A 13,746-nucleotide genomic window follows, 5' to 3' on the forward strand; every position below is an offset into this window, starting at 1 on the left:
AACTCCCCCGCCATCGCCCGGAACGGGAAGTCATACCGCGACGAGACCGCCCCCGACCTCGCCAGCTGCGCCCGCGCGACCTCCCCCGCCTCAGCCAGCGCCTCAATCTCCAGCGCATCCGCCTCCGCCCGCAAAGCCCGCGCCCGACGAGCCCGCTCCACCGCCGAACGCGTCACCGCGACCTCCGCCGGAGTGGGCTCCCAACCCACCCCCGCATCCTCCCGCGGCATCGTCCTCGACATACCCCCACACTACCCACCCCATCGGACATTCCACCGAACAATCCCAGCCTGTGGATAACTCCACATTCGCAAAGAGATACGAGGAAGGAAAGGCGTGAAGGACCCCTGCCTTCTCCTCCTCGCTCTGTCAACCCCGTTCTGCCTGCCCGTCGCGTGTAGTCGAATGGTCTGCACGACCGAAGGCACGACGAGAGGAGGCCCCATGGGACTCGACGACAAGATCGAGAACGCCGGGCAGGACATCGCGGGCAAGGCGAAGGAAGCCACCGGCAAGGCCACGGACAACGAAGAGCTCGAGGCCGAGGGCGAGGCCGACCAGTTCGGCGCGAAGCTCAAGAAGGCCGGAGAGAACGTCAAGGACGCCTTCAAGTAAAGAGGCCTCCTCAACGCCGGCGGCGCACTCGCGCCGCCGGCGTTGCCCTCGCACCCGGGAGTGCGACATCGCGTGATCGACGAAGACCACACGACAGACGAGGACGTGCACCATGATCGAACCCCTGCAGAACGCAGACCCCCACAGACGCGACGGTTTCCGCCGTGCCGGCGCCGCGAACGGGAGGCACCCGTCGCAGCGACCCGTGCCCATCCCGCATTTCCCGCCGTTGACCGACGGCTACCACCGTCCGACGGGACGGTGACCCGTGCTCAAGCAGATCGGCGGCCGCCGCGGCTACGCGGGCCGCGAGGTCATCGAGGGCTGCTGCGCGGATGACGACGCCTGGGCTCTCATCGCCTGGGACGGATGGGACGACGAGCGCTGGTGGGAGCTGCCAGACGGCCGCGCGATCGACGAGGTCCTCGCCGCGGGCGATATCGCGTCGCTCCCGCCGCTGCGACTCGCGTTCGAGCGCGGCGGCCGCCTCGGCGACATCCTCTGGTCCAGCACGCCCGTCGCGCCGATCGTCTCCCAGCGCTTTGCGACCGTCCTCGCCGACATGGGCGCCACGGGGTACGCCCTGGTCCCGCTCGCGACGCCGGAGGGCATCCCGCCCTACTTCCTGCTGCTGCTCGACGACAACGACTTCGACGATGTGCGGGCGTTCCCCCAGGGCGCGCAGCCCGTGGATCGCCTCGACGTCTCGCGCGAGGTGATGGCGGCGCTCCGTGCGGCGCACGCCGACTGCTTCCATGTCGAGCATGCCGAGGCGGCGTCGCAGCGCGAGCGGATGCGCCAGCTCACGGTGGCGATCCCCTCCTGACGGCCGATCGTGGGCGGACGCCCCTTCTCACCGAGCGGGGGAGCGGGGGACTCCGCCCACGATCCTCAGTCGAGCGGCTTCTCGAAGAGCGCGGCCGGCACCCGCCCGATGTCCGGCGGGAACTCGCGGACGCCCTGGAAGACGTACCCTCGGCCCTCGTAGTAGCTGCGCAGATCCGCGTTCGACGCGACGCAGTCGAGCCGCGCCGCGGCCCACCCTCGTGAGCGGATCATCCCCTCGGCGAACGCGAGGACGCGCCCGCCGAGGCCCTCGCCCGCGCGCGACCGCGCGACCATGAGGCCGTGGATGTATCCGGCGTCGTCTCCCTCGGCATCGGGCCAGAAGAGCGGGTCGTCGTCGAGCACGCGCACGGTCGCCTCGATCCCGTCACGGTCATCGAGGACGTGCCACTGGCCATCCGCGATCTGCGCCTGGATCTCGGCGAGCGGCACCTGCCCGGGCGTCCACTGGCGGATGCCGCGCGAGAGATGCCAGCGCGCGAGCGCATCGCGCAGCGCGAGGATGGCCGGGGCGTCGTCGGTCTGAGCGGGGCGCAGCACCCGACCATCCTCTCGCATCCGGACGCCCCGATCAGATCTCGGGGACGATCCGGACGGCGCCCTTGTCGGCCGACTGCGCGAAGGCCGCGTAGGCGCGCAGCGCGGGCGAGACCTCGCGGACGCGGTTCTTCGGCCGGTAGCCCCCGCCCGCCTCGAGCGCAGCGCGACGGCGCTCGAGCTCCTCGGGTGCGACGTCGAGCGAGATCGCGCGCGTGGGGATGTCGATCGAGATGATGTCGCCGTCCTCCACGAGCGCGATGAGTCCGCCTGCCGCGGCCTCGGGGGAGACGTGTCCGATCGACAGACCCGACGTGCCGCCCGAGAAGCGGCCGTCGGTGATGAGCGCGCAGCTCTTGCCGAGGCCGCGGCCCTTGAGGAACGACGTCGGGTACAGCATCTCCTGCATGCCCGGCCCGCCCTTGGGGCCCTCGTAGCGGATCACGACGACGTCGCCCTCCGCGACCTCCTTCGCGAGGATCTTCTGCACCGCCTCGTCCTGCGACTCGCACACGACCGCGGGGCCCGAGAACGTCCAGATCGACGGATCGACGCCCGCGGTCTTCACGACCGCGCCGTCGACGGCGATGTTGCCGCGCAGGACCGCGAGGCCGCCATCCTTCGAGTACGCGTGCGCGACGTCGCGGATGCAGCCGCCCTCGGCGTCGAGGTCGAGCGCCGCCCAGCGCTCGGATTGCGAGAAGGCCGTCGCCGAGCGGCGCCCGCCGGGCGCCGCGTGCCACAGCTCGACGGCCTCGTCGCTCGCGGAGCCGCCGCGGACATCCCACTCGTCGAGCCAGGCGCCCAGCGTCTGCGCGTGCACCGTGTGCACGTTCTCGTCGAGGAGCCCGCCGCGCCGCAGCTCGCCGAGGAGCGCGGGGATGCCGCCCGCGCGGTGCACATCCTCCATGTAGTAGGTCCGGCCGTTCGCGACGTTCGGCGCGACCTTCGCGAGACACGGCACGCGGCGCGAGACCTCGTCGATCTCATCGAGCCCGAACGCGACGCCGGCCTCGTGCGCGGCAGCGAGCAGGTGCAGGATCGTGTTCGTCGACCCGCCCATCGCGATGTCGAGCGCCATCGCGTTGCCGAATGCGGCAGGCGTCGCGATGCTGCGCGGGAGGACCGAGGCGTCGTCCTCGTCGTAGTAGCGGCGCGTGATGTCGACGACCAGCGAGCCGGCCTTCTCGTAGAGCGCGCGGCGCGCGGTGTGGGTCGCGAGCACCGAGCCGTTGCCCGGGAGCGAGAGGCCGATCGCCTCCGTGAGGCAGTTCATCGAGTTCGCCGTGAACATCCCCGAGCACGATCCGCAGGTGGGGCAGGCCGACTCCTCGATGCGCTGGATGTCGGCATCCGAGACGTTCTCGTTCACGGCCTCCGAGATCGCGTCGACGAGATCGAGGGTGCGCACGGTGCCGTCGACGAGCGTCGCGCGGCCGGCCTCCATGGGCCCGCCCGAGACGAAGACGGTCGGGATATTGAGGCGCAGCGCGGCCAGCAGCATCCCGGGCGTGATCTTGTCGCAGTTCGAGATGCACACGAGGGCGTCGGCGCAGTGCGCGTTCACCATGTACTCGACCGAGTCGGCGATGAGGTCGCGAGACGGCAGCGAGTAGAGCATGCCGCCGTGGCCCATGGCGATGCCGTCGTCGACCGCGATCGTGTTGAACTCGCGCGGCACCCCGCCCGCGGCGGTGATCGCGTCGGAGACGATGCGGCCCACGGGCGCGAGGTGCGTGTGGCCGGGCACGAACTCGGTGAACGAGTTGGCGACCGCGATGATCGGCTTCCGGCCGATGTCGGCGCCGGGGACGCCGGCGGCGCGCAGCAGTGCGCGGGCGCCGGCCATGTTGCGGCCGTGCGTGATGGTGCGAGAGCGGAGTGCGGGCATGGTCCCATCTCCGCACGTCGCACGAGGAAGCGGGAGGTGCGGTGAGTACCGGTACTCGCAGTACCATCAAAGCGTGATCCGGCCGCGCACTCCTCGTCGCGAGCAGCTCGGCGAGTTCCTTCTCGCGCGCCGTCGCACGACGAGCCGCTCGGCCCTCGGGCTTCCGCTGACCGCCCGCCGCGGCGACGCCGGTCTCACCCGCGAGGAGGTCGCGACGCTCGCCGGCGTGAGCGGGTCCTGGTACACGTGGCTCGAGCAGGGGCGCGACATCAACGTCTCCCGCCAGGTGCTCGCCGCCGTCGCGCGCGTGCTCGGGCTGACCTCGGTCGAGACGGAGTACGTCTTCGCGCTCGCCGAGCAGGAGTCAGCCGAGCCCGCGCCCGAGCGCGAGGCGGTGCCCGACCATCTTCAGCGGCTCGTCGACGCCCTCGACTTCCCCGCGTTCATCGTCGCGACGGACTGGGCGATCGCCGGATGGAACGCCCGGTACGCGTGGCTGTACCCACGGATCGCGACCCTCGACGAGGCCGACCGCAACCTGCTGTGGCTCGTCTACACCGACCCCGAGCTGCGCGAGATGCTGCCCGACTGGGAGCGCGACAGCCGGCGGTTCCTCGCGGAGTTCCGCGCCGAGGCCGGGGTGCGCCTCGCCACCCCGCGGCATCGCGCGATCGTCGAGCGGCTGCGCGAGGCGAGCGACGATTTCCGCGTCCAGTGGGCCGAGCTCGAGATCCTGCGCTTCGCGTCGCGGCGGCGGATGTTCCGCCATCGCGAGGCGGGTCTGCTCGCGTTCGAGCACCATCGGCTCGTGCCATCCGACGCCTCCGACCTCCACGTCGTGATGTACGTGCCCGTCACGACCTGAACCGCGACATACTGCAGAGGATGCTTCCGCTGATGACGACGGTGTTCACGGTCGGGCACTCGAACCGGCCGATCGAGGAGTTCCTCGCGATGCTCGCCGCGAGCGGGATCGAGCTCGTGTGCGACATCCGCTCGGTCGTCGGATCGCGTCGGAACCCGCAGTTCGGGCGCGACGAGCTGCCGCGCGCGCTGGAGCATGCGGGCATCGCCTACCGGCGTCTCGAGGACCTCGGCGGGCGTCGCTACACGCGGGTCGGCGAGGAGTCGATCAACGGAGCCTGGCGCAACCGCAGCTTCCGCGCGTACGCGGACTACATGCAGACCGAGGCGTTCGCGCGCGGCGTGGAGGAGCTCATCCGCCTCGCGGAGCGGCAGCGGACCGCGATCATGTGCGCCGAGGCGGTTCCGTGGCGCTGCCACCGCTCGCTCGTGGGCGACGCGCTGCTCGTGCGCGGGATCGAGGTCGTCGACATCATGAGCCCGACCGCGTCCCGGCCGCACACGCTCACGTCGTTCGCGCGCGTCGACGGCGAGCGCGTCTGGTACCCGCCGGAGGACGCCCCGGCGTGAGCGACCTCAGTGGGCGGCGCGGCTGCGCTCCTCGACGAGGCGCTTGAAGCGCTCGAGGTCACGCTGTGCGAGGTCGGGGTCGAGGTCGAGCGGCAGGCCGATCGCGGCGAACGGATCGGGGGCATCCCAGGTCGTCTCGAGCGCGACATGGGTGCCGCCGTCGAGCGGCTCGAAATCGACGCGTCCGGAGTGGAGCGCGCCGTCGGTGCTCTGCCAGCAGATGCGCCGTTCGGGCACATCGTCGACGATGTCGGCGTAGAACGTCTGCGGCGTCCGCCCGAGCCGCACCGTCCAGAACGAGCGGATGTCGTCCACCCGGCGGACCGATTCCACGAGCTCGACGAATTCGGGGAACCCCTCGACGTCCCTCCAGCGTGCGTACACCTCCCCGGGAGGCGCGTCGACGTCGATCTCTCCGGTCAGTGCTGTGCGCATGTGTGCCTCGGCTGGTCGCATGATGGAGTGCTCTCTTCGTGGACCCGAGGCTATGCTCTGCTCCTCCGTGGGATTAATGGGGTTGACGAGCGGCGCGCTTCTCCTCACGCGCGCGCGACCGCCGCCATCCGCCCCTCACGGCGTTCGAGCCGGGGTCGACGTGGAACAGATTCCCCTCGGAGGGAGAGGCGGCCATCCTGCCCGCGCCGACACGGCGCATGTACGCCGACATGAACGCGTCGACGAGCCCCGGGCACAGAGGGCGCAGGTAGACGGCCGCTCCCTGCGTCCAGCCGACGACGCGACGGCGGCGCGGGCGGATGGCGAGCTCGACGATCGCGCTCGCGACGCGCTCCGCGGGCACGAGCGGAGGGAGGGGGCGGATCGCGCGGCCGGTCGCGTTCGCGGCGTGCTGGTGGATCGGGGTGTCGATCGTCGCAGGGAGGAGCAGGCACACGTCGACTTCGCCGCGCAGCTCCAGGTGCAGGACCTTCGCGAAGCCGGCGATGCCGTGCTTGCTGGCCGCGTACGCGCCGACGAACGGGGCGGGCACCTCGGAGAAGACCGAGCCGAGGAGGATCATCGTGCCGTGCGCCCTCCGAAGGAGAGGGATGGCCGCACGCGCGGCCTCCATCTGCGCGATGAGGTTCACCTCGAGGATGCGCCGCGTCACCTCGCTCGGCGTGCTCTCGACCGTGCCGAGACTGTAGAGGGAGCTCGCGGCGACCCAGACGTCCACGCGTCCGAGGCGGCGCTCGACCGACGCGAGCATGTCGGCGACGCCGTCTTCGTCGACGATGTCGAGGGGGAACGTCAGGACGTCGGCCGCGCCGAGGCTGCGGCACTCGTCTGCGGCGGCATCGAGGCTCGCCGGCGTGCGCGCGCAGAGCACCAGACGCGCTCCGCGCCGCGCGAAGGCGTGCGCGGCCGCGCGCCCGATGCCGCTCGAGGCGCCGAGCACCACGACCACGGTGTCCGAGTCGATGCGGCGTCTCATGGCCGCTCGCGTGCTGCCATCGGTTCCTCCCGTCGGTGCCATCCCTAACACCGCCGATCGGCGCGCGGCAAGCCCCTGGCGGACGCGGCGGCGCGGACGCAGGGTGCTCTCATGCGCGATCGATCGAGATCCTGGAGCGTGGTGGCCGAGGGGGTCCACCGGCTCGATGTCGCGCACGTGAACTGCTATCTCGTCGTGCGCCCCGACGGCATGACCCTCGTCGACGCGGGCCTGCCCGGCACGTGGGGCGCGCTCCGGGAAGTGCTCGGCCACCTCCGCGCGACACCGGCCGACATCGACGCCGTGGTGCTCACGCACGGCCATTTCGATCACGTCGGGATCGCCCGGCGGCTGCAGCGCGCGCACGAGACCCCCGTGCACGTCCACGCGCGGGATCGACGCCTCGCGCGCCATCCGTACCTCTACCGCCCCGAGCGCGCCCGGCCGCCGTACCTCGCCCGATATCCGAGGGCGCTCCCCGTGCTCGGCGACATGGTCCTGCACGGAGCGCTCGGCGTGCGCGGCGTGACCGCGCGCGCGTCGCTCGCGAACGGCCATCCGCTCGATGTGCCGGGATCGCCCGTGCCGCTGTGGACGCCGGGGCACACCGACGGGCACTGTGCGCTTCTCTTCGACGAGATCGGGATCCTCTTCTCGGGCGACGCGATCGTCACGCTCGACCCGTACACCGCCGAGACCGGGCCGCGCCTCGTCGCGAACGCCGCGACGGCCGACAGCAGGGCCGCGCTCGCGTCGCTCGACGCGCTCGCGCAGGTCGAGGCGCCGCTGATGCTGCCCGGCCACGGCGAGCCGTGGCGCGACGGCGTCCGGGCGGCCGCACGTCTGGCCCGCGCCGCGGGCGCCCGCTGACGCTGGCACCCGCCCCGCCAGTGCACTATGGTGCACCTATGACCTCTGCGGCATTCACGGGTGTGAGCGCGTTCCCGCTCACGCCGCTGCGCGACGACGCGCTGGATCGCGACGCGTACGCGGGCCTCGTGGAGCGCCTGGCGCGCAGCGAGGCCGACACGATCACCGCGCTCGGCTCGACGGGCTGCGCTCCGTACCTGTCGCGCGCCGAGCGTGCAGAGGCGGTGCGCATCGCGGTCGAGAGCGCGGGCGAGAAGCCCGTGCTCGCCGGGATCGGCGCGCTGCGGGCGAGCGAGGTGCGCGCGCTCGCCGCCGACGCGCAGGAGGCGGGAGCGGCGGGTCTGCTTCTGCCCGCGCTGAGCTACCAGCCTCTGACCCACGACGAGGTCTTCGCCCTCTTCGAGGCGCTGACGGCCGAGGTGTCGGTGCCCGTGGTCGTCTACGACAACCCGACGACGACGGGTTTCGCCTTCACTGACGATCTCCTCGAGCGTGTGGCGGCGCTGCCCCACATCGCCTCTATCAAGATCCCCGGCGTGCCCGCCGAGCCGCTCGCTGCCCGGGAACGCCTCCGGGCTCTGCGGGGGCGCATCCCGGAGAGCGTGAGCGTCGGCATCTCGGTCGACCCGCTCGCCGCCGCGGGCCTCGCCGCCGGCTGCGCCGTCTGGTACTCGGTGGTGGGCGGCCTCTTCCCGCGGGCCGCGATGGCGATCGCCGAGCCGGCCGGCCGGGGCGATCACACCGCCGCGGCGGTGGCATCCGAGCGCCTCGAGCCGCTGTGGCAGCTCTTCCGCACGCACGGGAGCCTGCGCGTCGTCGCAGCGCTCGCGGGTCATCTCGGTCTCACGGCGGATGACCCGCTGCCGCGACCGCTCCGCGCGCTCGAGGGGGATGCGCGGCGGCGGGCCGTCGAGGTCGCGCACGAGCTGGGCCTCGACGAGGAGCTCTGAGGAGGGCGGGTCACCCGTCCGGCTGAGGCCGACCGCTCGGCTCCCCGGACGTCCGCGCCTGGACCTCGCGGTACGACGGGTCGCGGATCGCGTGGATCCACGACGCCACCGTCGCGCCCGGCGGAACATGCGCGCCCACGTCGATGCGCTCTGACGTGTCGTGCGCGCCGGTCTCGTGCCGGAGGGTGAGCTCGGCGAAGGGATGCCAGCGTCCGGTCGGGGTGGCGACGTGCAGGCGCAGGCGCCAGGGCGTCTCGCGCAGGGCGGCGGCCAGAGCGGATGGCTCGCTCGGCAGATCGCTCGGCGCGCGCGGCCGCGCGGCGAGCAGCAGAGAGCCCCGGGAGCCCGTGTAGGGGAGGAAGGTGCTCAGCCATGCCGACGAGGGCGACCGATGGACCATGAGCAGCCAGCGGGAGACGGGCCCACGCCCCGTCGACGCCAGCGCGAGGTGCACGGGGCCGCGTTCATCGTCCACGCGGAGCGCAAGGCCGATCACGTCGGGCAGGGGCGCTGGCACGCCGATCGAGCGCGATGCTCGGGCCGACACGCGCTGCGGGCCGTCCGGAGGCTCGTCGACCCAGGCGATCCCCGAGCCGCTCCGGCCGAGCCATCGCATCTCGCCCGTGAGCGCGACGCCATGCGGATGCACGGGGCGCGGATGGCGCAGGCGCACGAGTCCCGAGAAGAGCGCCTTCAGGACCGTGCCGGTGAGCGAGGCGATGCGATGCATGCGTCCATCCCAGCGAGGCGGGCGGTCACGGCGGAACCCGTTGACAGGCTCTCTTCGCTTCCCTGCGGACACTCGCGTCGCCCAAGAGTGCGCGAAACGCGCGCAAAGTGGGAAATAGTTCTGCGCGCACTGCGCGATGTATGCAATACTCGTCTGCACAGGCGCGCGAAACGTGACGTTCTCCCGAGCGTTCGACCCATGCACGCGAACGCCGGCTTCCGCCAGGAGGGCAGCGACCGCGAACCCGAGCGCGCGCCACCTAGTACAAGGGAGTATTCATGCGGACATCACGAGCCCTCGCGGGCATCGTCGGCGCTTCCGCGCTCGTCATCGGTCTCGCGGGATGCACAGCGGGCGGGAGCGAGCAGGCGACAGGTGACGGCAGCGGCTTCAGCTACCGGATCCCGGACCGGTTCAAGAACTGGCTCGAGGACAATCTCTGGAACGAGCCCCTCCAGGAGGGCGCGGGCGTCGATGTCGAGCTCGTCGACGGTGGGCCGGAGGACAAGCACTACCAGCAGCTCGATCTGCTGCTCTCGTCGGGCGATCTCGAGGACGCGACCGTGGCGACGATGGCGCAGGCACAGGTGTATGGCGCCCAGGGAGCGTTTCTCGACCTGGCGCCCCTGATCGAGGAGCATGCGCCGAACCTCGCGGCGTACATCGACGAGAACCCCGAGTTCAAGGCGCTCATCGAGAACGAGGACGGCAGCATCTACGGGCTCGTCAACGAGTACCCGAAGGTGTCGACAGTCTCGTTCTATCGCGAGGACATGCTCGAAGAGGCCGGCATCTCGGAGGCTCCGACCAGCGTCGAGGAGTTCACCGAGGCGCTGCGCGCTCTCAAGAGCACGTTCGGCTCCGACTCGAGCTACTTCCCCCTCGGCGGTCGAGACTCGTTCGTCAACTACCAGTACGCGTTCGCGGCCAACGACGGCATCGACGAATCAGGGCGCGTGCACGGCATCTACGAGTCGGGCCGCGGCCTCGACATCCACTCCCCGGGTGCTCGCGACATGATCGAGTGGTACGCGACGCTGTACGAGGAGGGGCTGATCGATCCCGAATGGGTGAAGGGCGTCACCGGCGAGGAGGACTGGCAGACGAAGATGCTCACGGGGAAGATCTCCGTGTCGAACGACTTCTTCACCCGCCCCTCGTGGTTCCTCTCGAACGCCGACATGGAGACCTACCCGGACTACCGCATCGGCACCATGCCCGCGCTGAAGAACGGCGGCGAGCAGATGCTGCAGGCCGCGAACGAGCGCTACAACGTCGATCGGGTGTTCGTCGTGAACGGCAAGTCGCAGAACTCCCTCGCGATCATCGAGTTCCTCGACTACCTGTACAGCGAGGAAGGGCAGGACACGTACCACTGGGGCGTCGAGGGCGAGTCCTACGAGGTCGTCGACGGCGAGAAGCAGTACACCGCCTCCTACGCGGAGAACGCCGACCAGGAGGTCGGCAAGCCGGTGTGGAACTTCATGCAGGACCGCCTCACCTACCCCGCCCCGGTCAGCGACGAGGCGTTCTATCAGTGGTCCGACGACTTCACGAAGTCCTTTGCCACCGAGTACTTCGAGACGTATCTCGTGACCAACCCCGTCCTGAAGTACAGCAGCGAGCAGCAGGCGGAGCGCTCGAAGCTCCTCGCCTCCGTCGAGCCGTTCGTCGCCGCCGAGCTGGTGAAGTTCGCCACCGGGGCGCGCTCGCTCGACGAGTGGGACGCGTTCCTGGACGAGGCGGACGAGCTGGGCTACGCGCAGATCACCGAGATCGATCAGGCCGCCTGGGACGCGATGAGCTGACGGGCGTCACAGGGGGTCCGCGGCGAGCCGCGGACCCCCGCCCGCGATGAGGAAGACCATGACCCAGACAACAGTGGACGTCTCCGCCCCCGCCGCTCCTGCCGCCGGGCCGTCGAGAGTCAGGCGCGGCCCCACGCTGTGGCGGCGCATGCTCGCGGCGCGCTGGCTGTACCTGATGCTCCTCCCCGGCCTTATCCACCTCGTCCTGTTCAAGCTGGCTCCGGTATCGGCGCTCGTCATCGCGTTCCAGGACTTCTCGAGCTTCCTCGGCATCGGCGGCAGCCCCTGGGTCGGGTTCCAGAACTTCATCGACTTCTTCAACGACCCGGCCGTCGGCCGACTCGTGCTCAACACGGTGATCCTCGCGGTGCTCGTGCTGTTCGTGAGCTTCCCGATCCCGATCGTCTTCGCTCTCTTCCTCAACGAGGTGCGTCTGCGCTGGTTCCGCAAGAGCGTGCAGACGCTGAGCTTCGTCCCCTACTTCGTCTCGTCGGCCGTGCTCGTCAGCATCATGTACACGCTGCTCTCCCCGAGCAGCGGCGTCGTGAACATGGCCATCGAGGCGCTCGGCGGCTCGGCGGTGTCCTTCTTCACCGAGCCGGAGTGGTTCCGCCCTCTCTACACGACGATGCATGTCTGGCAGAACTTCGGGTACTCGGTGATCATCTACGTCGCCGCGATGTCGAGCATCGACCCCGCGCTCTACGAGGCAGCAGAGCTCGACGGAGCCGGTCGCTGGCGCAAGATGTTCAGCGTCACGCTGCCCGGCATCTCCACCATGATCGCCGTCATGCTGATCCTGAATGTGGGTCAGATCCTGACCGTCGATCTCGACAAGATCCTGCTGATGTACAACCCGTCGGTCTACGAGACCGCGGACGTGATCCAGACGTACGTGTACCGCCTCGCCTTCGCCTCCGAGGGTTTCCCCGACTACAGCTACGCCGCGGCCGTCGGCCTGATCCAGGGGCTCATCGCCTTCGTCCTGGTCGTCGCGACCAACCGCGCCTCCCGGCGCTTCTCCGACTCGAGGGTGTTCTGACCATGACCGATATCAAGACCAGACGAGCGCGCACGCGGCGGATCGAGTGGTTCGACGTCGTCAACGGGCTCATCCTGGGCCTCATCGCGCTCGCGTGCGTGTACCCCTTCCTCTACATCGTCGCCGTGGCGTTCTCCGATGGCCGCGCTGTCCTCCAGGACCGCGTGTTCCTCTGGCCGGTCGAGGCGAATGTGGAGACGTTCGCGTACATCCTCACGAACGAGCGGCTCGGCGTCATCCGCTCGCTTCTGAACTCCGTGCTCTACACGACCGTCGGCACGGTGGTCGCTGTGGTGCTGACCTACCTCACCGCCTACGCCCTCGCGAAGCGACGGCTGCCGGGCCGCCGCCTCGTGATGATGCTGTTCATCATCACCTGGATCTTCGACGCCGGCATCGTGCCGGCCTACATCGTCAACAGCGGCCTCGGCCTCGTGAACAACTGGCTGATCATGGTGCTTCCGCTCGCGATCAGCACGTTCCTGCTCATCGTGACGAAGTCGTTCATCGAGGCGATCCCCGACGAGCTGGAGGAGTCGGCGTTCGTCGACGGGGCCAACGACGTGCAGATCCTCACGAGGATCTACATGCCGCTGTCGAAGCCGGTCGTCGCCACGATCGCGATCTTCTACGCCGTGCAGACGTGGAACTCGTTCCTCTGGCCGCTCATCTATCTCCGCGACGCCTCGCTGCAGCCGATCCAGGTCGTCCTCTATCGACTCCTGCTCGGCAACGACGATCAGGCGCTGAACTTCCAGCAGACCGTGAGCAACGGCTTCCTGGTGATCCCGGAGAACATCCGGGCGGCGACGATGCTGTTCGCGATCATCCCGGTGCTGCTGTTCTATCCCTACGCGCAGCGGTACTTCAGCAAGGGGATCCTCGTGGGCGCGGTGAAGGGCTGAGGCCATGTCCGCTGTGAACGAAGGCGTCCGGATCGGGTGCGTGTGGATCGCGCGCCTGGCCTGGCTGAATCTCCTGTGGCTGCTCTTCACCCTCGCCGGTCTCGTCGTGCTGGGCATCTTCCCCGCGACGGCGGCGGGCTACCAGATCGCGCGCGACCTCGTCCACCGGCCTGAGAGCCGCGACGAGCCGATGCTGCCGCGCTTCGCGGCTCAGTTCCGTGCCGGCCTCGTGCGCGCGAACCTGGCGGGATGGCTCATCCTCGCCATCGCCGTGGCGCTCGCGCTCGCTCTGCGACTCGCGTGGACCGCGGAAGGCGCTGCGTGGCAGCTCCCCGCTCTCGGCGTCGCGGTCATCGCCTCCGTGGTGTTCGTCGGCGGCCTGGTGCACCTGCCCTTCCTCGCTGCGCACGTGAGCGCCCCGCACGCGGCGATCGTCCGCGCGTCTTGGATGTATGCGCTCGCGCATCCGGTGGGCACCGCGGCGATCTGCGCGGCATGGGTCGGCCTGTCCTTCGCACTGGGGGCCTTCCCCGCCGCCGCCCTGTTCTTCTGCTTCTCGCCGGTGGCCGTGCTGACCGCTCTCGTCGACGTCCGCGGGTTCCGCCTGCTCGAGCAGCGTCGCGCGGTCGTCGCCGCCTGACGCGGCCAGAGCGCCCGACCTCCGCTGGTCGGGCGCTCTCGCGTGT

The 13,746-nt window shown here is 70.3% G+C and carries 16 protein-coding genes; 10 read left to right on the forward strand and 6 right to left on the reverse strand.

Annotated features, from left to right (window positions below):
• Positions 1-209: hypothetical protein (locus ACOWU6_RS04820; protein ID WP_421074897.1), on the reverse strand; the 209-nt coding region annotated here is incomplete at its 3' end.
• Between the two features lie 235 nt (positions 210-444).
• Here ACOWU6_RS04820 and ACOWU6_RS04825 point away from each other — a divergent pair.
• Both ACOWU6_RS04825 and ACOWU6_RS04830 read left to right on the forward strand, forming a co-directional pair.
• Positions 445-615, forward strand: a complete 171-nt coding sequence (locus ACOWU6_RS04825; RefSeq protein ID WP_271174638.1) for a CsbD family protein — start codon at positions 445-447, stop codon at positions 613-615.
• 268 nt (positions 616-883) lie between these two features.
• Complete coding sequence (locus tag ACOWU6_RS04830; RefSeq protein ID WP_421074898.1) at positions 884-1,441, forward strand: hypothetical protein; 558 nt, start codon at positions 884-886, stop codon at positions 1,439-1,441.
• A gap of 65 nt (positions 1,442-1,506) precedes the next feature.
• Here the strand turns inward: ACOWU6_RS04830 and ACOWU6_RS04835 are convergent, their stop codons facing one another.
• Both ACOWU6_RS04835 and ilvD read right to left on the reverse strand, forming a co-directional pair.
• Positions 1,507-2,001, reverse strand: a complete 495-nt coding sequence (locus ACOWU6_RS04835; RefSeq protein WP_421074899.1) for a GNAT family N-acetyltransferase — start codon at positions 1,999-2,001, stop codon at positions 1,507-1,509.
• A gap of 31 nt (positions 2,002-2,032) precedes the next feature.
• Entirely contained in the window at positions 2,033-3,889 is a 1,857-nt protein-coding gene (gene ilvD, locus ACOWU6_RS04840) for a dihydroxy-acid dehydratase (protein WP_271174635.1), read from the reverse strand.
• 73 nt (positions 3,890-3,962) lie between these two features.
• Between ilvD and ACOWU6_RS04845 the strand changes: the two genes are divergently transcribed.
• Together ACOWU6_RS04845 and ACOWU6_RS04850 are read left to right on the forward strand one after the other, a co-directional pair.
• Positions 3,963-4,754 carry a helix-turn-helix domain-containing protein gene (locus ACOWU6_RS04845; protein ID WP_282980410.1) on the forward strand — a complete coding sequence of 264 codons (792 nt, stop codon included), beginning with the start codon at positions 3,963-3,965 and terminating at the stop codon, positions 4,752-4,754.
• Between the two features lie 32 nt (positions 4,755-4,786).
• Positions 4,787-5,323 (forward strand): DUF488 family protein, encoded by a 537-nt coding sequence (locus ACOWU6_RS04850; protein WP_421074900.1) that lies wholly within the window; start codon positions 4,787-4,789, stop codon positions 5,321-5,323.
• Between the two features lie 6 nt (positions 5,324-5,329).
• Here ACOWU6_RS04850 and ACOWU6_RS04855 read toward each other — a convergent pair whose 3' ends face one another.
• The gene (locus ACOWU6_RS04855; protein WP_421074901.1) at positions 5,330-5,758 is read right to left on the reverse strand and encodes an SRPBCC family protein; all 429 of its coding nucleotides are present in this window, start codon (positions 5,756-5,758) and stop codon (positions 5,330-5,332) included.
• A gap of 73 nt (positions 5,759-5,831) precedes the next feature.
• Positions 5,832-6,755: an SDR family NAD(P)-dependent oxidoreductase gene (locus ACOWU6_RS04860; protein WP_421074902.1), complete on the reverse strand. Its 924-nt coding sequence runs from the start codon at positions 6,753-6,755 to the stop codon at positions 5,832-5,834.
• 141 nt (positions 6,756-6,896) lie between these two features.
• Between ACOWU6_RS04860 and ACOWU6_RS04865 the strand changes: the two genes are divergently transcribed.
• Together ACOWU6_RS04865 and ACOWU6_RS04870 are read left to right on the forward strand one after the other, a co-directional pair.
• Entirely contained in the window at positions 6,897-7,625 is a 729-nt protein-coding gene (locus tag ACOWU6_RS04865; RefSeq protein WP_421074903.1) for an MBL fold metallo-hydrolase, read from the forward strand.
• Between the two features lie 38 nt (positions 7,626-7,663).
• Positions 7,664-8,575 (forward strand): dihydrodipicolinate synthase family protein, encoded by a 912-nt coding sequence (locus ACOWU6_RS04870; protein ID WP_421074904.1) that lies wholly within the window; start codon positions 7,664-7,666, stop codon positions 8,573-8,575.
• Positions 8,576-8,585: 10 nt separating this feature from the next.
• Here ACOWU6_RS04870 and ACOWU6_RS04875 read toward each other — a convergent pair whose 3' ends face one another.
• Positions 8,586-9,305, reverse strand: a complete 720-nt coding sequence (locus ACOWU6_RS04875) for a hypothetical protein (RefSeq protein WP_421074905.1) — start codon at positions 9,303-9,305, stop codon at positions 8,586-8,588.
• A gap of 278 nt (positions 9,306-9,583) precedes the next feature.
• Between ACOWU6_RS04875 and ACOWU6_RS04880 the strand changes: the two genes are divergently transcribed.
• The 4 genes from ACOWU6_RS04880 to ACOWU6_RS04895 are packed head-to-tail and all read left to right on the forward strand — an operon-like array spanning position 9,584 to position 13,700.
• On the forward strand, positions 9,584-11,113 hold the full coding sequence (locus tag ACOWU6_RS04880; RefSeq protein ID WP_421074906.1) for an extracellular solute-binding protein: 1,530 nt from the start codon (positions 9,584-9,586) through the stop codon (positions 11,111-11,113).
• Positions 11,114-11,171: 58 nt separating this feature from the next.
• Entirely contained in the window at positions 11,172-12,155 is a 984-nt protein-coding gene (locus ACOWU6_RS04885) for an ABC transporter permease (RefSeq protein WP_421074907.1), read from the forward strand.
• A 2-nt stretch (positions 12,156-12,157) separates the two neighbouring features.
• On the forward strand, positions 12,158-13,060 hold the full coding sequence (locus ACOWU6_RS04890) for a carbohydrate ABC transporter permease (protein ID WP_421074908.1): 903 nt from the start codon (positions 12,158-12,160) through the stop codon (positions 13,058-13,060).
• 4 nt (positions 13,061-13,064) lie between these two features.
• A complete protein-coding gene (locus ACOWU6_RS04895; protein WP_421074909.1) occupies positions 13,065-13,700 on the forward strand; it encodes a DUF624 domain-containing protein in 636 nt (211 codons plus the stop codon).
• Positions 13,701-13,746: the final 46 nt, after the last annotated feature.

This window comes from Microbacterium sp. SA156 (assembly GCF_049065455.1).
Lineage (GTDB): Bacteria > Actinomycetota > Actinomycetes > Actinomycetales > Microbacteriaceae > Microbacterium > Microbacterium barkeri.

Bases quoted from the DNA above. Each gene is read 5' to 3' on its own strand.
- ilvD (WP_271174635.1), bottom strand. From the start codon at position 3,889: ATGCCCGCACTCCGCTCTCGCACCATCACGCACGGCCGCAACATGGCC.
- ACOWU6_RS04895 (WP_421074909.1), top strand. From the start codon at position 13,065: ATGTCCGCTGTGAACGAAGGCGTCCGGATCGGGTGCGTGTGGATCGCG.
- ACOWU6_RS04850 (WP_421074900.1), top strand. From the start codon at position 4,787: ATGACGACGGTGTTCACGGTCGGGCACTCGAACCGGCCGATCGAGGAG.
- ACOWU6_RS04860 (WP_421074902.1), bottom strand. From the start codon at position 6,755: ATGAGACGCCGCATCGACTCGGACACCGTGGTCGTGGTGCTCGGCGCC.
- ACOWU6_RS04855 (WP_421074901.1), bottom strand. From the start codon at position 5,758: ATGCGCACAGCACTGACCGGAGAGATCGACGTCGACGCGCCTCCCGGG.
- ACOWU6_RS04880 (WP_421074906.1), top strand. From the start codon at position 9,584: ATGCGGACATCACGAGCCCTCGCGGGCATCGTCGGCGCTTCCGCGCTC.
- ACOWU6_RS04875 (WP_421074905.1), bottom strand. From the start codon at position 9,305: ATGCATCGCATCGCCTCGCTCACCGGCACGGTCCTGAAGGCGCTCTTC.
- ACOWU6_RS04825 (WP_271174638.1), top strand. From the start codon at position 445: ATGGGACTCGACGACAAGATCGAGAACGCCGGGCAGGACATCGCGGGC.
- ACOWU6_RS04890 (WP_421074908.1), top strand. From the start codon at position 12,158: ATGACCGATATCAAGACCAGACGAGCGCGCACGCGGCGGATCGAGTGG.
- ACOWU6_RS04885 (WP_421074907.1), top strand. From the start codon at position 11,172: ATGACCCAGACAACAGTGGACGTCTCCGCCCCCGCCGCTCCTGCCGCC.
- ACOWU6_RS04870 (WP_421074904.1), top strand. From the start codon at position 7,664: ATGACCTCTGCGGCATTCACGGGTGTGAGCGCGTTCCCGCTCACGCCG.